16 protein-coding genes are annotated in these 19168 nt (G+C 69.4%); 7 read left to right on the forward strand and 9 right to left on the reverse strand.

The genetic code is table 11. The features are described from left to right. Positions 1–125 precede the first annotated feature (125 nt). Complete coding sequence (locus LZ199_RS23600) at positions 126–1346, forward strand: multidrug effflux MFS transporter (RefSeq protein WP_253995995.1); 1221 nt, start codon at positions 126–128, stop codon at positions 1344–1346. A 133-nt stretch (positions 1347–1479) separates the two neighbouring features. Here the strand turns inward: LZ199_RS23600 and LZ199_RS23605 are convergent, their stop codons facing one another. After that, positions 1480–4311 carry a M16 family metallopeptidase gene (locus LZ199_RS23605; protein ID WP_253995996.1) on the reverse strand — a complete coding sequence of 944 codons (2832 nt, stop codon included), beginning with the start codon at positions 4309–4311 and terminating at the stop codon, positions 1480–1482. A gap of 280 nt (positions 4312–4591) precedes the next feature. On the opposite strand from LZ199_RS23605, the gene LZ199_RS23610 reads away from it, so the two are divergent. The 4 genes from LZ199_RS23610 to LZ199_RS23625 all read left to right on the forward strand — a co-directional run bounded on the left by LZ199_RS23610 (position 4592) and on the right by LZ199_RS23625 (position 9427). After that, the gene (locus LZ199_RS23610) at positions 4592–5281 is read left to right on the forward strand and encodes a hypothetical protein (protein WP_253995997.1); all 690 of its coding nucleotides are present in this window, start codon (positions 4592–4594) and stop codon (positions 5279–5281) included. A gap of 121 nt (positions 5282–5402) precedes the next feature. After that, the gene (locus tag LZ199_RS23615; RefSeq protein WP_253995998.1) at positions 5403–6056 is read left to right on the forward strand and encodes a metallophosphatase domain-containing protein; all 654 of its coding nucleotides are present in this window, start codon (positions 5403–5405) and stop codon (positions 6054–6056) included. Between the two features lie 197 nt (positions 6057–6253). After that, positions 6254–8047 (forward strand): signal peptide peptidase SppA, encoded by a 1794-nt coding sequence (sppA, locus tag LZ199_RS23620; RefSeq protein WP_253995999.1) that lies wholly within the window; start codon positions 6254–6256, stop codon positions 8045–8047. Between the two features lie 336 nt (positions 8048–8383). After that, entirely contained in the window at positions 8384–9427 is a 1044-nt protein-coding gene (locus LZ199_RS23625; RefSeq protein WP_267145155.1) for a GspE/PulE/PilB domain-containing protein, read from the forward strand. 6 nt (positions 9428–9433) lie between these two features. Here LZ199_RS23625 and LZ199_RS23630 read toward each other — a convergent pair whose 3' ends face one another. The 8 genes from LZ199_RS23630 to rpmH all read right to left on the reverse strand — a co-directional run bounded on the left by LZ199_RS23630 (position 9434) and on the right by rpmH (position 15246). After that, the gene (locus tag LZ199_RS23630) at positions 9434–10045 is read right to left on the reverse strand and encodes a Uma2 family endonuclease (RefSeq protein ID WP_253996000.1); all 612 of its coding nucleotides are present in this window, start codon (positions 10043–10045) and stop codon (positions 9434–9436) included. Between the two features lie 78 nt (positions 10046–10123). Continuing rightward, positions 10124–11464 carry a tRNA uridine-5-carboxymethylaminomethyl(34) synthesis GTPase MnmE gene (gene mnmE, locus LZ199_RS23635; RefSeq protein ID WP_253996001.1) on the reverse strand — a complete coding sequence of 447 codons (1341 nt, stop codon included), beginning with the start codon at positions 11462–11464 and terminating at the stop codon, positions 10124–10126. Between the two features lie 41 nt (positions 11465–11505). Next, on the reverse strand, positions 11506–11733 hold the full coding sequence (locus LZ199_RS23640) for a hypothetical protein (protein WP_141648817.1): 228 nt from the start codon (positions 11731–11733) through the stop codon (positions 11506–11508). An 11-nt stretch (positions 11734–11744) separates the two neighbouring features. Next, on the reverse strand, positions 11745–12578 hold the full coding sequence (locus LZ199_RS23645; RefSeq protein ID WP_253996002.1) for a hypothetical protein: 834 nt from the start codon (positions 12576–12578) through the stop codon (positions 11745–11747). Then, positions 12575–14395 carry a membrane protein insertase YidC gene (gene yidC / locus LZ199_RS23650; protein ID WP_253996003.1) on the reverse strand — a complete coding sequence of 607 codons (1821 nt, stop codon included), beginning with the start codon at positions 14393–14395 and terminating at the stop codon, positions 12575–12577. Before yidC ends, LZ199_RS23645 begins: the two co-directional genes overlap by 4 nt. A 48-nt stretch (positions 14396–14443) precedes the next feature. After that, positions 14444–14662, reverse strand: a complete 219-nt coding sequence (gene yidD / locus LZ199_RS23655; protein WP_253996004.1) for a membrane protein insertion efficiency factor YidD — start codon at positions 14660–14662, stop codon at positions 14444–14446. Then, complete coding sequence (gene rnpA / locus LZ199_RS23660) at positions 14659–15081, reverse strand: ribonuclease P protein component (RefSeq protein WP_163868635.1); 423 nt, start codon at positions 15079–15081, stop codon at positions 14659–14661. The genes yidD and rnpA overlap by 4 nt, the downstream gene beginning before the upstream one ends. Positions 15082–15093: 12 nt before the next feature. Beyond that, on the reverse strand, positions 15094–15246 hold the full coding sequence (rpmH, locus tag LZ199_RS23665) for a 50S ribosomal protein L34 (protein WP_141648952.1): 153 nt from the start codon (positions 15244–15246) through the stop codon (positions 15094–15096). A gap of 551 nt (positions 15247–15797) precedes the next feature. On the opposite strand from rpmH, the gene dnaA reads away from it, so the two are divergent. Then, complete coding sequence (dnaA, locus tag LZ199_RS23670) at positions 15798–17150, forward strand: chromosomal replication initiator protein DnaA (RefSeq protein WP_253996005.1); 1353 nt, start codon at positions 15798–15800, stop codon at positions 17148–17150. Positions 17151–17244: 94 nt separating this feature from the next. Continuing rightward, entirely contained in the window at positions 17245–19167 is a 1923-nt protein-coding gene (locus LZ199_RS23675; RefSeq protein ID WP_253996006.1) for a HEAT repeat domain-containing protein, read from the forward strand. Position 19168: the final 1 nt, after the last annotated feature.

Here is a 19168-nt window from a genome sequence, read left to right on the forward strand (position 1 = left end):
AGCACCTCCCAGGGAGTCGCCACCGCGCCGCTCGCGAGCGACCCGCCGAGGGAGCGTCTGCCCGGCATCTGGAGTCCGGCACGAACTCGCGCGCGCAACAGTGCGCGCCTCACGCCTGGGATGGCATGAACGCCCTCACGAAGAAGTCGCCCCCGTCGGGCACGTTGTCGCTGGAGCTGCTGCTGGGGATGCTCACCGCGTTCGCGCCGCTGTCCATCGACATGTACCTGCCCGCGCTGCCACGCATCGCGCAGGACTTGCAGTCGACGCAGTCCATCATCCAGCTCACGCTCGCGTCGTGTTTCGCGGGGCTGGCGTTGGGGCAGCTCTTCACCGGGCCGCTCATCGACCGGTACGGACGGACGCGGCCGCTGTACGCGGGGCTGGCGGTGTATGTGCTGGGCTCGCTCGGCTGTGCGCTCGCGCCCACGGCGACGGCATTGGTGGCGATGCGCTTCTTCCAGGCGCTGGGCGGCGCGGTGGCGTTGGTGGCGCCGCGCGCGGTGGTGCGAGACTTGTGGTCCGGTGCCGACGCGGCGCGGACGATGTCGCGCTTGATGCTCGTGGTGGGCGTGGCGCCCGTGCTCGCGCCGCTGCTGGGCGGCTTCGTGCTCCAGCACGCGAGCTGGCGGGTCATCTTCATCTTGCTCGCCATCATTGGCGCGGTGGCCCTGGTCACCACGTGGAGGGTGTTGCCGGAGACGGCGCCCGAGCACTCCAAGACCAAGGGCATGCGCGCGCGCCTGGGCGAGCTGCTGCGGGACGCGGACTTCGTGGGCCCGGCGCTCGCGGGTGGCTTCGCGTACGCGGGGATGTTCGCGTACATCGCGGGCGCGCCGTTCGTGTTCATCACGCTGCACGGCGTGAAGGAGCAGGACTTCGGCTGGTTCTTCGGCGCCAACGCGGTGGGGCTGGTGGCGCTGGCGCAGCTCAATCGCAAGCTGCTGCGCCACATCCCGCTGCACCGGCTGCTGCGTCTGGCATTGACGCTGTATGTGTTGACGGCGGCGGGGGTGATGGCCGTCACCTGGAGTGGGGTAGGGGGCTTCTGGGGGATTGCCGCAGCGCTGTTCCTCTTCGTGCCAACGCTCGGCCTCGTGGGTCCCAACTCGGCGGCCATCGCGCTGGAGCGGCATGCAGCGCACGCGGGCCTCGCGTCCGCGGTGCTGGGCGCGCTCCAGTTCACCGCGGCGGCCTCCGCGTCCTGGGCGGTGAGCGTGCTCAATGACAACACCGCGAAGCCGATGGGCGGTGTGGTGTTGGCCGCGGCCGTGCTGGCGTGGCTGTCTGGCTTCCTGGGCCACCGGGCACGCGCGCGCGCCGCGGACGCCGCTGTCAGTCATTGAGCGGCCGGCCCAGCAAGAGGGCAGGGGAGTCGACGCGAAGCACGGCGCGCGTGGACATGAAAAAGCCCCGAGGCGCCACGCAGGCACCTCGGGGCTGGGTGCTCAACCCGGTGAAGGGTGAGCCGTCACCGCGTCACGGCGCGGCCTGAGCCGGCACGGGGGCCTTCGCCTTCTTCTCCGCGGTGGCGAAGTCACCGGCCTTCACCTGGGTGACCTTCGTCCAGTCCAGGTGTCGCGACATGGCCTGGCGCACGTCGGTCGGCTTGAGCTTGGAGAGCTGCTGCTCCACACCCGCGTCGAAGGTGAGGGTGCGCCCCAGGTACAGGTAGCTGGAGAGCTTGCGCGCCAGGTTGCCGTCCTGCGCCCGAGCCGCCTGCCGGTACTCCAGCAGACCCGCGCGAGCCTTCTCCAGCTCCTCCGCCGAGTAGTCCTTCTGCAGCACACTCGTCACTTCCTCGCGCATCGCCGTCTCGAGCCGGCTCGCGTTCTCCGGCGCGTAGATGGCGTAGGTGATGAACGTGCCCACCGCGTCCAAGTCACCGGGGTCGATGTTGCTGGCGACGCCGTAGGACAGGCCGTCCTTCTGGCGGATGCGCGTGGCCAGCCGCGAGTTGAGGAAGCCGCCACCGAGCACGAAGTTGCCGAGCATCAGCGCCGGCCAGTCCTTGTCGTCCTCGCGCAGCTTGAGCGTCTGCCCCGCGTAGAAGTACGCGTTCGCCTTGTCCGGCGTCTCCAGGGCCACGGCCTTGGGGCCCACGTCGTTGAAGACCTCCGGCACGCGCTCGTAGGGCGCCGGGCTCTTCCAGTCGCCGAACAGCTTGCCGGCCTCGGCGATGATGTCCTTCGGCTCGAAGTCACCCACCACGGCCAGCTCCGCGTTGGCGCCGCCGTAGAACGCCTTGTGGAAGGCGCGGGCCTGCTCCAGCGTGGTGTCCTTCGCGCCGGCGATGCGCTCGTCGAGCGTGGGCACGTAGTAGGGGTGGCCCTTCGTGTAGTGGCCCGACAGCGTCCGCCAGAAGGCGATGCTGCCCTGCGTCTCCGGCTCGCTGCGCTGCGACTCCAGGTCCGCCAGCCGCGCCTGCTTGAGCAGGGTGAACTCCTTCTCGTCGAAGGAGGGCTCGCGAAGAATCTCCGCCACCAGCGCCAGCACCTTGGGCAGGCTCGCGCGCGGGCACTCGATGGACACCGACGCTCCGGCAAGTCCACCGTCCACGCCGACGCGCGCCTTCAGCTTGTCGAACTCGTCCTGGATTTGCTGCCGCGTGTGCTTCTTGGTGCCGCGCATCAGCATGCGGCCCGCGTACGACGCCGCGTCGGCCTTCCCGCGCAGCGCCGCCTCCGTGCCCCAGTGGAAGGACAGGGACGCGTTCACCATCTCACCGCGCGTCTTCTTGGACAGCACGGCGTACTTCATGCCGCCCGGCAGCTCCCCGCGCTGCACGCGCGCCTCGATGTTGGCGGGGGAGGGGTCGAACGCCTCGCCCTGCGCCACCGCGGCGCGGCCCTTGTAGCCGTCCATCATCTTCGCCATGTCCACCGGCGGCGGCAGCTCCGAGCGCTCCGGCTTCGCCGTGGGGATGAACGCGCCCAGCGTGCGGTTGGAGGCCTTGAGGTAGGTGGCCGCCACGCGCGTGACGTCCACGGGCTTCACCGCCTCGATGCGGTCGCGGTGCAGGAACATCAGGCGCCAGTCTCCAGTGGCGGCCCACTCGGACAGGCCGATGGCGGCGCGCTCGGAGTTGTTCAGCGTCAGCTCCATCATCTTCAGGAGCGTCGTCTTCGCGCGGGAGACCTCCTCGTCGGTGAAGGGGGTGCGCGCCGCATCCTCCACCGTCTTCAGCAGCGCCTCGCGCGCGGCGGCCAGGGGCTGGTCCTCGCGCATGTCCGCGCTGAAGCCGATGATGCCCGGGTCGCGGAACTGGTAGTTGTACGCGGACGCGTTCGACGCCTTCTTCGTCTCCACCAGGGCCTTGTAGAGACGGCCGGACGGGTGGTCGCCCATCGCGAGCGTCAGCACGTCGATGGCGGCGAAGTCGGGGTGGGCGCCCTCGGGCACGTGGTACACGCTGGCGAGCAGGGTGTTGTCGCCCACGCGGCGCAGCGTCACCTCGCGCTCACCGTCCTGGGTGGGCTCGGCGGTGTACGTGGCGGGCAGGGGCGTGGCGGGCTTCTTCAGCTTGCCGAAGGAGGACTGGATGTAGCTCAGCGCCTTCGCCTCGTCGAAGCGGCCGGCCACCACCAGCATGGCGTTATCGGGGCGGTAGTACTTCCGGTAGAAGGCCTGGAGCCGGTCGATGGGCACGTTCTCCAAATCGGAGCGCGCGCCGATGGTCGACTTGCCGTAGCTGTGCCAGATGTACGCGGCGCTGAGGACGCGCTCCTGGAGGATGCTGCCCGGGTCGTTCTCGCCGGACTCGAACTCGTTGCGGACGACGGTCATCTCGCTGTCGAGGTCCTTCTTGGCGATGAAGCTGTTGACCATGCGGTCGGCTTCGAAGGACAGCGCCCAGCGCAGGTTCTCGTCCGAGGCGGGCAGCGTCTCGAAGTAGTTGGTGCGGTCCAGCCACGTGGTGCCGTTGGGACGCGCGCCGCGCTCGGTGAGCGCCTGGGGCACGTTCTTCGTGGTGGGCGTGCCCTTGAACAGCAGGTGCTCGAGCAGGTGGGCCATGCCCGTCTCGCCGTAGCCCTCGTGCTTGCTGCCCACGAAGTACGTGACGTTCACGGTGACGTTGGGCTTGGTCGGGTCGGGGAAGAGCAGCACGCGCATGCCATTGGCGAGGCGGTACTCGGTGATGCCCTCCACGCTCGTCACCGGAGCGAGCGCCGAGCCCTTGGCCGCCTTCGCGGGAGCGGCCTTCGCGGCGGGGGTGGCGGAAGGGGAGGGGACAGGGGCCTGGGCCCAGACTGGAGTGGTGGCCACCAGCATCAGGGGGGCCAACAGGGAAAGCGGGGTACGACGCTTCATGCGGTCCTCGCGGGGGTCTTCAGAAAGTGCACGGCGCTTCTAACCCGGTACGGCGCATCCGCCATCCCGGAAGCCAGCACTTCCTCCAGACGGGCGTCCGCCGTGAGACAGGGGAGGGAGCACCCGGACCCGCCCCTCGGCCCCTCGACGCGCGGGTTCGTCTGGATTTCCGGGACGACCTCACGGGTTGTTTGTCTGGTTGCCACCGTGTCAGATTGGTTTGGTAGGGTGTCTTCAACCTTGGAAGCGGCATGGGGCCGCTCGGAGGGAGGCAGTCGGGATGGCGAGATTTGACGGTGGGGGAGTGGAAGCGGCGATCAACGACCTCTCGAAGGTCCTGGAGCGCACGCGAGTACGTCTGGATGCGCTCGACCGAAGTCACATGGAGCTCAAGGAGGCCATCCGGGACGGACGGAAGGCGTTCCGGGAGGTCACGCTCGAAGCAGGGGAGCTGCGACGGGAGGTTACGGAGTTCAAGCAGGACGTCGCGGCGTTCAAGCATGACGTCACGGCGTTCAGGCAGGACGTCGGTGAGCTGAAACACGATGTGAGTGCGCTCAAGCAGGATGTGGCCGCGCTCGACCAGAAGGTGGAGACCTTGGACGCGAAGGTCCACACCTTCGACCAGAAGGTGGAGGCTCTGGACAGCAAGGTGGATGCCCTGGACAGCAAGGTCGATGCCTTGGACAGCAGGGTCCACACGCTGGAAGACAAGTCGAAGGCCTCGGACCGTCGGTTCCTGGTCGTCGAGGAGAAGGTCGACGTGTTCTCCCGCGACCTCCAGGTGGTCCGCGCGGGCTTCGAGCAGGCCGTCGAGTCCCTCGCGAAGTTGAGCGAGCACACCTCGGAGCTGCGTCGGGGACTGTTCCACGTCAACGGGAAGGTCGCCCGACTCACCGTCGACCGGGAAGACACCGAGCGGCGGCTGCAAGCCCACGAGAGCATCTTGAACAAGCTGCTCAAGAACTGACTCCCGCGTGAAGTGTCGCGGAGGGAGGTCCTCGTGCCTCCCTTCGCGGCGGGTCAGTGCCGTACCGGTGTAGCGTCCGTCCCCGGCCTCGGGCCGCCACGTCCGAAGCGAAGGGATTCGTATGAGGCTGGTGCTCATCTCCGACACCCACAATCGGCACGAGGAGCTGGAGGTCCCCGCGTGTGACGTGCTCATCCACGCGGGTGACTTCTCTCGCCGGGGAAAGCAGCCGGAGCTGGAGTCCTTCCTCACCTGGTTCGGCAGCCGCCCGGCCCGCGAGAAGGTGTTCGTCGCGGGCAACCACGACTTCATCTGCGAGAAGGAGCCCGGGCTGACCCGGACGCTCGCGCACGAAGCGGGCGTGCACTACCTCAACGACGAGGAGGCGCTCATCCACGGACTGCGCCTCTGGGGTTCGCCCGTGACGCCGCGCTTCGGAAGCATGGCCTTCAACCGCGACCGGGGCGCCGACATCCTCACCCACTGGAACCGCATCCCCGAGGGCCTGGACATTCTCATCACCCACGGCCCACCCAAGGGCCTCGGGGACCGCACGTTCCTCGGCGCGCACGTGGGCTGCGCGGATCTGCTCGCTCGCGTGCAGAAGGTCCGCCCGCGCCTCCACGTCTTCGGCCACATCCACGAGTCTCCAGGCGAGCACGCGCTCCCAGACGTGCCCACCCGCTTCATCAACGCGGCCAACTGTCACCTCCACCCGTTCGGGATACGGCCCCCCGTGGTGCTGGAGTGGGAGCCCGAGTCCCTCGCGCCCTGACTCGCGCCAGGCGTGCGCGCCGGCCCGGGACGAGCGCCCCGTCCCCAGGCGGGGAGCCGGGAACGCCCTCCGGAGTGTCGCTCGGTCGGCGGGGAGGCCCGAGGGAACATGCAAGCATCGGCACCCTGGCCCGTTAAGTAGTAAGGACCGCGTGCCGGATTCGTGGCCCGTCTCCCAGGTACCAGGAGCTTCTTCGGATGAAACGATTTCTCATCGGCGCGCTCGCCTTCATTGGCGCGATGTCCGTCCTCTTCATGTTCGGCCTCATCGCCCTCATCGTGATGGCCTCCACGAGCCGCCCGGGTGTGCCGTCCAACCTCGTGCTGGAGATGGACCTGTCGCAGCCTCTGCCGGAGCACGTGTCGGGAGACTCGCTGGCCGGGGCCTTCGGTGAGGACCCGCTCACGGTGCGCGACGTGGTGGATGCGCTGGAGAAGGCCGGAGAGGACTCGCGGGTGAAGTCGCTGGTGGTGCGCGTGGGCACCAGCCCTGGCAGCCCCGCGACGACGCAGGAGCTGCGAGACGCGGTGAAGGCGTTCCGGGCCAAGGGCAAGAAGGCCATCGCCTTCACCGACTCCTTCGGCGAGGAGGGCAACGCCACCGGCGCGTACTACTTCGCGTCGGCCTTCGATGAAATCTACATGCAGCCGTCCGGCGCGGTGAACGTCATCGGCCTCGCGTTCGAGACGCCGTTCGCCCGGGATGCGCTCGCGAAGCTCGGCGTGAAGCCGCAGTTCGACAAGCGCTACGAGTTCAAGAACGCGGTCAACAGCTACACCGAGCAGGGCTACACGCCGGCGCACCTGGAGGCCACCGAGCGCTTCGCGGGCAGCCTCTTCGGGCAGATGGTGAAGGGCATCGCCGAGGGACGCGGGCTGACGGAGGAAGCAGTGCGCGCGCTCATCGACCGGGCGCCGCTGCTCGCGCCGGAGGCCCTGGAAGGCAAGCTGCTCAACGGCCTGCGCTACCGCGACGAGGTCTACGCCGAGCAGAAGGAGGCGGCGGGCGACGGCGCGGAGCTGCTGTATGTGAAGAAGTACCTGGAGCGCGCGGGCCGGCCACACACGACGGGGGAGACGATTGCCCTGGTGTACGGCGTGGGCGCGGTGGCGCGCGGCAAGAGCGGAGGCAGCCCGTTCGGCGAGGAGGCGATGGGCGGAGACAGCGTCGCGACGGCGCTGCGCAAGGCCGCGGAGGACTCGCGGGTGAAGGCCATCATCTTCCGCGTGGACAGCCCCGGCGGCAGCTACGTGGCCAGCGACACCGTGCGCCGCGAGGTGCAGCGCGCTCGCGAGGCGGGCAAGCCCGTCATCGCCACCATGGCCACGTACGCGGCCAGCGGCGGGTACTACTTCGCCATGGAGGCGGACAAGATTGTCGCCCAGCCCGGCACGCTGACGGGCAGCATCGGCGTGTACACGGGCAAGTTCGTGACGAATGGCTTCTGGGAGAAGCTGGGCGTCAACTTCGACACCGTGGCGATGGGACGCAACGCCACGCTCGCCAGCTCGGACGCGGACTACACGCCGGAGCAGCAGGCGCGGGTGGACGCGGAGCTGGACCGCATCTACACGGACTTCACCACGCGCGCGGCGAGCAGCCGGAAGCTGCCGCTGGAGAAGCTGCAGGGGCTGGCCAAGGGCCGCGTGTGGACGGGCGAGGACGCGCTGGCGAACGGCCTGGTGGACGCGCTGGGCGGCTACGCGAAGGCGCTCGAGCTGGCCAAGGAAGCGGCCAAGCTCCCCGCGGATGCCCGGGTGCGAGTCGAAGAGTACCCGCGCAAGAAGAGCCCCGCCGAGGTGCTCTCCGCCGCGCTGGGCGAGACGGGCGACAACAGCGAGGACACCTCCGCGACGACGTCGGTCGCCACGCCCTGGGCGCCGCTGGTGGAGGCCACGCGCGTGGTGCATGGCCTGGGTGTGAAGATGGGGGTCTTCGCACCCGAGCAGCGTGGCGCGCTGTACACGCCGCTGCCCGAGACGCGCTGGTAGCGCGGACCTTCCGCGTCCCTGCGTGTCTTATGGACGCAGGGGCGTGATGCGGGAACGCCGTGGATCCACGGGCTTGAGGGTGCGCTTCGCGCCTTCAGGCCCTTTTTCATGCCGTCACACCGCTGGACGCGCTCCGTCTCCCGGAGGAGACGTGACGACGCGCCACGGTGGGCGGGCACCCCGGGCCCCTGCCTTGCAGATGTCGCGGACGCGGAACCGTCTGTCGCCGGCGAGGAAGCCAGGACGGCCGGGGCGAGCGTAGAACTGTTTCAATTTTCCGGGACGAGTGCGTTCCCAAGGGTAGTGGCCGCAGTGGGGGGCCGGAGGAGCCGGGTCATGAAGAAGCGACTGGGGGACATCTTGCTGGCGCGCGGCGTGATTGATGCGCTGCAGCTCCACTCCGCGCTGGCGTATCAGCGCAAGTGGGGGGTGCCACTGGGGCAGGTGGTGGTGGATCAACGCTTCTGCTCGGCGGATCAGGTGTTGGCGGCGCTGGCGGAGCAGGTGGGGATGCAGACGGTGGACCTGGAGTCCCAGCCGCCCGAGCGCGGGCTGGCGCGGTTGATTCCGGAGCGGGTGGCGGAGACGCACCGGGTGGTGCCCCTGCGGCTGGAAGGACACGCTCCCAGAGACACGCTGGTGGTGGCCATGGCCGCGCCGGGCAGCCTGGCGTCGCTGGATGCGGTGAAGAGCGTGACGGGGAGGGCGCGGGTGGTGGCGAAGCTGGCCACGGATGCGTCCATCCGCCGCGCCATCGGCCGCATGTACCGGGGCGAGACGGACGTCGCCGTCCGGCGGCCCGGAATGGAGAGCTTCTCCCTGCCCGAGGCGGACGAGGAGATGACCATGGTGCTCGGCGCCAGCATGGTGGAGCTGACGAACATGGAGGCGCCTCCCGAGGAGGGCCTGCCGCTGTTGTCCTCGCTGGAGGAGGAGGCGGCGCGTCCCCAGCCCGTGGTGAAGGTGCCCGCGCCGCGTGCGCCGTTGCGCTCGAAGCTGCCCACGCTGACGGCGGCCCGTCCTGAGCCGATGGCCCAGGTGCTGGTGTACGGCTGGGGCGTGGACGCGGCGGCGGGGCTGGTGAAGGTGCTGGCGGCCGCGGGACTCAGCTCCCGCGTGGCGAGCACCGAGGAGCTGCTGGCTTCGAGCGAGGCGCAGGTGGTGGTGACGCCGCTGCCGTCGCTGGAGGCATTGGGCCGGAAGGTCCCCGCACAGGTGGTGGTGGCGGGGAAGATGCCCGAGGTGGACCTGCCTCGCGCCCAGGCGGTGGGAGCCCGGGGCTTCCTGGCCGCCCCGGTGGACCCCGACCTCCTGCTGCGTGCGGTGCGCAGGATGGTGTCGCCCTCGGGCGATGCCACGTTTCTCCGCCGCGCCAGCTGAAGGGCCTCAGGGCACCGCGGCCAGCAGCGAGCTCTCTCCTCCCAACGAGGACTCGTTGAGCCACAGCGACTCGAGTTCCACGGGGGCGGAGGAGAAGGGCTCGGCGCGCACCAGCGCGTCGGACTCGTAGCAGCCGGTGAGGAGCCAGCCTCGCTTGACGCGCTGGTACGTCTCCAGCGTGCGCGCGGCCGGGTCCACCAGCCAGACATGGGAGACGCCGTGGCGCGCGTAGAGGGGCAGCTTGCGCGTGCGGTCCAGGGCGGTGGTGGAGGGCGCGAGCACCTCGCACACCCAATCAGGCGCCAGGGTGAGGAAGGGCACGTCCGGGTCGATGGGGGAGGAGACGCGGTCTCGACGCCACCCGGCCACGTCCGGCACGAGGACGTCGTGGCCCAGCCGCAGTTCGGGGGCGCGCAGGAAGCACCAGCGGCCACTGCCACCCCGGCGGCGGTCGAGCTGCTCGCCCAGCTCCACTCCCAGCATGAAGGCGGCGCGGGTCTGCGCGGGAGTCAGCCTGGGTGAAGCGACGAACTCCTCGTCCAGGATTTCTCCCACCCAGCCCGAGGGCAGGGCCGAGAGCATCGAGTGGTTCGCCAGGTGGATGATGCCTTCCGTCACAGCGCCTCCGAAGGTGCGTCGGTTGAGGGCGGCATTCTAGGAAGGGGTCTGACACGTCCCCGGACTGCTCGGAACACGTCACTTTCCGATGCAGAAGCGCTGGAAGATTGCGTCGATGAGCGCCTCGGAAGCGGAGGTTCCGGACAGTTCGCCGAGGGCCTCCAAGGCCAGGGAGACCTCACCGGAGACGACTTCCAGGGTGGACAGGCGCGACGCGGACTCCGCGCGCGACAGTGCCTCTGCGGCGCGACGCAGGGCATCGGCGTGACGCTCGGACACCAGGGCGACCGCGGAGGGCGTGCCGCCACCCCACAGCCGTGAGAGGAGAGACTCACGCAGGGCGTCAACACCTTCACCCGTGAGCCCACTGACACGCGGACGCGGCGCGCTGCCGGGCGCCTCCGACCCCACGGCCACGTCGCACTTGCCGTCGACGACCAGCACGTCCGTCACGCCCGCCTCGGCCCGCCAGCGCTCCGCGTCGGCCTCCGAAGTCCCAGGCGGCAGCACGAGCACCGTCAGGTCCACGCCCGCCAGCAGCTCACGCGTCCGGGCAATGCCGAGCGCCTCCACGCGCCCCGGCGTCTCGCGCAGGCCCGCCGTATCGAACAGCGTGACACCCAGGCCGTTCCACTCGACACGAGCCTCCAGCGCGTCCCTCGTCGTGCCGGGCTCGTCGTCCACCAAGGCTCGCGCCTCGCCCACCAGCCGGTTGAACAGCGTGGACTTGCCCGCATTGACGGGGCCGAACAGCGCCACGCGCGCGCCCCGACGCACCAGCCGGCCGTGGCCCGCCTCGGAGAGCAGCGCCTCCGCCTGGGCCCGCAGCGCCTGGACCCGCGCCTCCGAGTTCTCGTCGGCGCCCTCGGCCTCGTCGGGGAAGTTGAGCACGCCCTCCAGGTCCGCGTGCAGCGAGCGCAGCGGCTCTTCCAACGCGCGCACCCGCTCGGTGAGCGCACCAGACAGGCCCGCCGCCGCCGCGCGCACGGCGGACTCCGAGTCGGCCGCCACCAGGTCCGCCACGGCCTCCGCGCGCGTCAGGTCGATGCGGCCATTCAGGAACGCGCGCCGGGTGAACTCACCGGGCGCGGCGGGACGCGCGAGACCGTCCTCCAGCGCGCGCGCCAGCAGCAACTGGAGCAGTCGCGGACTCCCGTGCGCCTGCAGTTCCACCACGTCCTCGCCCGTGAAGGACGCCGGCGCGCGGAAGTACAGGAAGAGGCCCTCATCCAGCGCGCGGCCCTGTGCATCCACGAAGCTCGCGAGGTACGCGTGACGAGGCGTGGGCTCCACGGGCACACCCGGCGCCAGGCGGCGCCCCACCTCCAACGCGGCGGGGCCGGACAGCCGGAGGATTCCCACGGCTCCAGCGGTGGGAGCCGTGGCCAGGGCGACGATGGTGGAGGTGGCTGACGTCATGTGGGCTGGGGAGCGGGTGCTCCCCTCCGCTCACGGGAACTCTAACGAGGCCCCATCGGGGGCGTGGAACCACGGGCGGCCTTCTCGACGGCCTCGCGATTCTCCTCGATGTACTTCTCCACCGCCCCGTCTTCGATTTCCAAGTCCCGAAGGACTCCGGGGTACACGAAGCGGAAGGCGGGAGACTCCTCATCCCCGCGCAGGCGGAAGCTCATCTTCAGCACCGCCGCGCCGTACAGCTTGTCCTTGAGACCCTTCGCCTTGCCCATGCACCGCCCTCTCACTCGTCGAAATCGTCCTCGTCATCATCCGGCAGCAAGCTCCGCTTGGGCAGCGGCGCCGGCTTCTCCGGAGTGAACACCACACGGCGGTTGCGACCCTCGCCTTCGGCCGACACCTTCAACCCCGCGACACCTTCTACCGCCTTCAAGACGCGCGCGCGGTCGTCCTGTTTCATCGCGGCGAGCGCGTAGAAGCGCCCCAGGCTGGCGGACTTCTCCGCGAGCTTCCGGACCGCCTCTCGCAACGCCGCATCCTCTTCCACGGCCACCGAGCGCTCATCCGACTCGCCGCCCGCGGCGCCCTTGGGTCCCGCGCCCCGAGCCGCCGGAGCCTGGGCCGCTGCCGCTCCCCGTGCCTGCTTCGCCTGTGCGGGAGCCTGGGGCTGTTGCGCCTTCTCCTGAGCCCGGGGAGCCGCCGCCGGAGCGGGAGCCGCCGCCGCGCCAGCCACGGGGGCGGGCGCCTGCGCGGGGGCCTGCTGCTGCGGTTCGCGACGCTGCCGGGGCTCCGGGTGCGCACCGCAGCCCAGCACCACCCAGCGCCGCTCGACGCCGGGACGGTGCAGCATCTTGTTGAGCAGGAACTGGAGCGAGTCCAGCACCTGACTGCGGCGGCCCTGCTCCACGCCGGGAGGAGGGCCCGCCTCGAAGTGCAGCGCGACGGACAGGCTGCCATCCGCCGCGTCCTGCATGTCCAGGCGCGCGGGGAAGCCCATCAGCCCGAGGATGTCACCGAGGAGCTTCTCCACGCGCGGCCGGAAGTCCGGGGCCGGAGTGCTACCCGAGCCCGGAGCGCCGCCCGCGGGGGCCTGCTGAGGAACCTGCTGCTCGCTCACTTGCGTTTTCCTCCCGCTGTCGCCACCGCCGGCGTCCCGCCACCCGCCTGGGGCTTGTTCTTCCGGTCCAGCCACTTCCGGAGCCCGTACTGCTGCCCGATGGAGAGGATGTTGTTGGTGAAGATGTAGAGCGACAGGCCCGCCGGGTACTGGAGCAGCGTCAGCGTGAAGATGCCGGGCACGAACCAGGTCATGATTTTGGCCTGGGTGGCATCCATCATCTGCGGCTGCATCTTCTGGGTGATGATCATCGAGATGCCCAGCGCCAGGGGCAGCAGGTACGTGGGGTCCTTGTAGGTCAGGTCCCTCCAGATAGGACCGAAGAAGGGCTCACCGTACAGGTCGAAGCTGTTGCGCAGCGCCGTGAAGAGCGCAATCCAGACTGGCATCTGGATGAGCAGCGGGAGGCAGCCGCCGAGCGGATTGACCTTCGCCTCCTGGTACAGCTTCATGATTTCGAGGTTCTGCTGCTCGCGGTTGTCCGCGTGCTTCTTGCGGATCTCCTCCATGCGCGGCTGGAGCTTCTTCACCTCTTCCATGCTGACCATGGAGCGGTAGGTGAGCGGCAGCAGCACCAGCTTCACCACGACGGTGAGCAGGATGATGGCCACGCCCCAGTTGCCCGTCAGGCCGTGGAAGAACTTCATGATGCCCAGCAGAATCTTGCAGATGACCGCCCAGATGCCGAAGTCGACGGTGTCCTCGAGCTTCGGGTGGAACACGGCCTCGCCCATTCCCGCGGCCTGACGCAGCTCAGGCCCTGGCACCACGGCCATCAGGTCCGGGTCCTTGGGGCCCAGGTAGCCGCCGAGCCGCAACGTCACGGTCTCACCGGCGCCCACGCTGAGCGGGAAGGCCGCCGTCACCTGCCGCGCGGTGGGCGTGGCGGTGAGGATGCAGTGACCGGGGCGCGGGCCGTCCAGCGGGTAGAGCGCGGACAGGAAGTACTGCTGGTTGATGCCGAAGAAGTGGATCTGCCCCTTGGTGTCCTCGGGCTTGTCGTCGCCCGGGTTCATGTTGTGGAGCTTCTCGTCCACCCAGCACGCGGAGCGGCTCAGGTTGCCCACGCCGCCGAAGAAGGACGGGGCGTGCTCGAAGTTCGGGTCGATGGCGCGGCCGTAGTGAACTTGAAGCTCGCCGTTCTGCGGCTGTCCGGAGGTGTTCTTCACCTGGATGGTGTACGTGAGCTCGAAGCCCTCGCGCGGCCACTGGAGCACCTTCACGACTTCCCACGGACCCTGGCGGCCGGTGAAGGTGATGGACTCGGACTCGCCGCCCTTCTTCTCCTCCACGGCGTAGGGCACGTTCTTCGGCAGGGGGCTCGAGCCCTCAATCGTGACGGACAGCGGCAGCGGCTCGTTGGGCACCGGCTGCGCCAGGTTCATCTGCGGCGCGGGAGGCACCTCCTTGCCCACCAGCAGCTGGAAGCCCTGGGACAGCGTGAGCGAGTGCTGCTCCCGCATCTTCACGCCCTGCAGTTGGGCCTCCGTCAGACCCGCGCCCTGCGAGGAGAAGCGGTAGACGGACTCCTTGCGCATCAGCTCCACCTGCCGTGCGGGCGGGGGAGGGGTGGCATCTGAAGGCGTGCCGGGGGGCGGCGTGCCCTCACCGGAGGGGGGGAGGACAGCGGCCTGGGCGGTGGTGCCCGCGTCCTGCGCCGCGCCGGTGGTCGTCACCCCCGCGTCGTCGGCGCCAGGGGCGGCCGGCGGGGGCGGGAAGAGGAACATCCATCCGGCGGTGACGGCGAAGGAGAGCAGCAGGGCGACCAGCAGCCGCTTCTGGGAGTCGTTCGACTGGGGCGAGAGCGGATCGTTCATAGAGGTCCCTCCCCTCGGGGGAGGGTGCGGCAAGGGGTGGAAGCCCCGTCACGGCACCGGGTCGATGCCACCGGGGTGAAAAGGCTGGCAGCGCATCAGGCGCCACACGGTGAGCCAGGAGCCCTTGAGGCCTCCGTGCTTTTCCAGCGCCTCCATGGCGTAGGTGGAGCAGGAGGGGTGGAAGCGGCACACCTTCGGCAGGAGCGGCCCGAGGAACTTCCGGTAGAACCGGATGGGCAGCGAGATGGCGAAGGCGAGCGGGCTCATCTGGGAGGCTCCTTCGGCTTCGGCTCGGCGGCCGGCGGGAGCCGCTGCAGCTTACGGGTGACACCGTCGAAGGCGCGGGACAGAGCCACGAAGGAGGCTTCCTTCGCGGACGAGCGCGCCACCAACACCACGTCCAGGCCCGAAGGCCATTGCATGCGGCGCTTGCGGAACAACTCCCGCAGCACCCGCCTCAGGCGCGCTCGTACCACCGCGTTTCCCACCTTGCTCGACACGGTGAGGCCAACACGGGAGTACGCCCGGCCATTGCGCTTGTAGAGAGCGAGGAGACAGTCGGAGGGGAGTTTCTGCCCGCCGTCCTGGACCTCGAGGAACTCACGCCTGCTGAGCAGGCGAAGGGCCTTGGGGAAGCGCTGGTCTGCCGGGCCCTGCTGCCCCGGCGTCGCACCCTCGGCCCTCACACGCGGACTCGCCTACTTCTTCGCAGCCGACACGACCAGCCGCTTGCGGCCCTTCGCACGGCGGCGCTTGAGGACATCCCGGCCGGACTTGGTGGCGTTGCGCTTGCGGAACCCGTGGGTGCGGTTGCGGCGCAGCTTCGACGGCTGGTACGTGCGCTTGGACACGGCTTGAACTCCTTGATGATGGGCGGCGCCTCCTGCTGCTCCGGCGCGACCTGAACTAGGGAAAGGGCCGGGGGCGTAACCCCATTTCCGGGGTAAGTCAACGGAGGATCACCTTCCGCCGCCCCATTTTCCCGATCCTGGGAACCAAACCGTCCTCCCCCGCCCGCCGAGGGAGCGTCCGGCTCCTTGAAGGGGTCCGGAAACGGAAGCCCGGGCCTCTCGGCGGATCGCAACCTGGGTCCCTCCGACGTCTCCATGCGCTTCCTATAAGGGGTGGCCACGGCCCATCGAAAACGCTCGCGCGCACGAAGCCGCGTCCTTTTGCATTCCGTACTCACAGTCAAGTCGGGACAGCGGGACCCCAGCGGTTGGGGGGAGTCGAGCGGATCCCCACAACGGCGCCGGAGCGGCATGGCCGTTGCCGATCATCCGGGCCTGGAAAAGATCCTTCAACGGCGCCGCTTTGGGTCGGTAGCTTGATCCACTTGGAAGCGTCTGTTAGCACCGCCCGACGCTCGTAACTCCCTCCGCTTTGCACGGTTGAGACACACTTGAACGCCCTCGCCCAGGTCGCACCCTCCATTCCAAGTGCCGGAATTCTCTGGAACAAGATGCTGGAGGCCATCCGTCAGGAGGGCCGTCAGTACGCGCTCCAGTGGCTGGACAGGGTGCGTGCGCTGGAGGTCCGTGACGGGGCCCTCGTCCTGGGTGTTCCGGACCGCTTCTTTCGCGACTGGGTGGATGACCACTACCGCGGATTGCTGGAGGGACACCTGGCGCGGCTGGGTGACGGATTGGTGTCCGTGGCCTACGAAGTGGTGGAGGGACTCGTCCCGGAAGGCCACTTCCCGCCCACACCCACGGTGAAGGTGAGCATCGGCCGTCCTTCGAGGCTGAACAGCCGCTTCACGTTCAGCACCTTCGTGGTGGCGGACAGCAACCAGCTGCCGGCGGCGGCGGCGCAGGCCGTGTCGGACAAGCCGGGCCACCACTACAACCCGCTCTACATCTACGGCGGCACGGGCCTGGGGAAGACGCACCTGCTGCAGGCGGTGGGCAACCACATCTGGGAGAAGGACCCCTCGCAGCGCGTGGTGTTCCTGTCGAGCGAGCAGTTCACCAACGAGTACGTGGAGAGCGTCCGCGAGCACCGCATGACGGACTTCCGCCGGAAGTTCCGGGAAGAGTGCGACGTGCTGCTCATCGACGACATCCAGTTCCTGGGCAAGCGCGAGGAGACGCAGAAGGAGTTCTTCTACACCTTCAACACGCTCTACGAGCTGGGCAAGGCCATCATCCTCACCAGCGACACGGTGCCCGCGGAGATTCCGGGCCTGGAGGAGCGGCTGCGCAGTCGCTTCACCATGGGGTTGATGACGGACATCCGCGAGCCCACGTACGAGACTCGGGTGGCCATCCTCCAGAAGAAGGCCGTGGCGGAGAACCTGGACCTGCCGGACGCGGTGGCGCACTTCATCGCCAAGCACATCCAGAAGAACGTGCGCGAGTTGGAGGGCGCGCTGGTGAAGCTGTCGGCGGTGCACAGCCTGACGCGCCAGCCGGTGACGGAGGAGTTCGCCGCGGAGGTGCTGCGCGACATCCTCCCCGCGCAGCACGTGGTGGACGTGGAAGCCATCCAGCGCGAAGTCGCCCGCTTCTACAAAGTCACGGTGGAGTCGCTGAAGGAAGACCGCCGTCACAAGGCGCTGGCGCATGCGCGGCAGGTGGCGATGTACCTGAGCCGCAAGCTGACCAAGAGCTCGTTCCCGGAGATTGCGTCGCGCTTCAGCAAGGACCACTCCACCGTCATCTCCGCCGTGCGCAAGGTGGAGGGACTTCGCGAGTCGGACCCCACCATGAAGCGGGAGCTGGCGGAGCTGGAGCTGCGGCTCGGCGGTCACTGAGCGTTCGGTGAGCGCGGGGGAGCGGAGGTCGGGGCACCGCGTCACGAGCGGCTGACGACCAGGAAGCGCGGCTGGCTCCGTATCCCCAGGAGCCGTGTCCCCTCACTCGAAGAACCTGGTGCTCCTCATCGCCTTGCTGGCGCTGGTGGCCCTGTGGAGCTTCGAGTCGGCCAGGGGATGGAAGCCTCCCGCGACGACCCAGGTCATCTCGGTGAGCCACCCCGCACCGCGCTCCGACGAGCCCCTTTCCACCGTTGTCCCAAAGACAGTCCCACCGGGGAAGCGCGGCCGTCAGCGCGTGCTGAAGCCAGGGCTGGAGCACCGGTATGCGTTCGATTTGGACGTGCGCTCGGCCGAGCACATTCCTGGCGCGGAGACGGGGCGCAACTGGAGGCACCTTGGCTGGAGTGGGGTGCTGGAGCTGACTTACCTGGGTGAGGAGGGAGGGCAGCACTTCTTCTCGGCGCGGGTGGAGCCCACTCGGGTGGAGCCGCTGAGCGATGAGGCTTTGAGTGCCTTCCGCTCGCGACTGGAGCGGCCCGTGTTCGTGGCCCAGGACGCGCGGGGGCGCGTGCTCTCCGTCCACTTCGAGGAGGAGGTGGATGCGGAGACGCGACGGTTCTTGCGGCTGCTGCTGGCGGCCACCCAGTTCGTCGCGGAGGACGGACGGAGTTGGAGCACGGAGGAGACGGACCCCACGGGGGACTACGAGTCGGAGTACCGCGCGGGGGGGAGCGTGAACACGTATGTGAAGACGAAGCGGCGCTACCTGCGGACGGAGCTGCCGCTGTGGGCGCCAATGGGGCCTCGGGGGCCGGGCGTGGTGGTGCCTCGGCTGCGTGGGCACCTGGACTTCATGCTCGATGAGGACGGGTTGGTGCGGGAGGTGACGGGCTCTGACGTGGTGGAGCAGGGAGGCCGCGAGACGGGGCTGCCCCAGACTCGCGCGGAGACTCGAGTGGCGCTGACCCGGCTGGAGACTCCGAGGCATACGGCGTTGTCGATGCGGACGTTTCGGGAGGCTCGGGGTCGGCTGCGTGCGGAGCCGCTCACGGGGCTGGAGACTCCGCGCGTGGGGGCGGTGGCGGTGGAGTGGGACCGGCGGCTGGTGGGGGACGCGACGCTGGATGTACTGCTCAGTGTGCTGGAGACGGAGACGCGAGAGCAGGAGCGGAGTCAGGCTCGTGAGCGATTGGCGGCGCTGTTTCGCTTGTTGCCAGCGAAGGCAGGGCTGGCGGCGCGGCGTGTGCGGCAGGGAGCGGTGAAGGAAGGCGTGGTGGCGCAGGTGCTGGAGGCACTGGGGAGCGCTGGCACTCTCGAGGCGCAGCGGGAGCTGGCGCGGTTGCTGGGAGAGTCGCGGCTGCGGGTGACGACTCGAGCGTTGGTGGCGACGGCGGTGGGGAAGGTGGCGCAGCCCTCGGCGGAGCTGACGCAAGCGCTGGCGCGGGCCGTGGGGGCGACGAAGGAGGGTGAGCTGAGGCGCGCGGTCGGGTTGGCGTTGGGTTCGTTGGTGAAGGGGATGGAGCGCTCCGAACCTGGGCGTGCGCTTGGGGTGCTCGATGGATTGATGGGGCGATGTGAGGCGAAGCGGTTGGATGCGGAGACGTGCCTGCGGGCGCTGGCTCGGGCGGGCTCGGCTCGGGGGTTGGAGTACGCGCGCGCGGCGCTGTCACACCGTTCTGTGGAGGTGCGCGTGGCGGCCACGGAGGCACTGGGGGCGATGGCCGGTACGGACGTGGATGTCTTGTTGGACCGGGTGCTGTTGGAGGACCCGGAGGCGCGGGTGCGCGTGCAGGCGGCGGTGATGATTTCGCGGCGCGTGGCCGGGCCTCACCTGCGCGCGGTGGCGCAGTCGCTGCGCATGGAGACAGAACCCCAGGTCCGCGCCGAGGTGGTGCGGATGCTGGGGACGCTGCTCACCGTGGAGCACGCGGCCGGTGAGCTCTTGCGCGACGTGGTCGCCCGCGATGACTCCGAGGACGTGCGCCGTCTGGCTTCATCACTCCTCGCGGAATGAC

This window comes from Myxococcus qinghaiensis (genome assembly GCF_024198215.1).
Taxonomy (GTDB): domain Bacteria; phylum Myxococcota; class Myxococcia; order Myxococcales; family Myxococcaceae; genus Myxococcus; species Myxococcus qinghaiensis.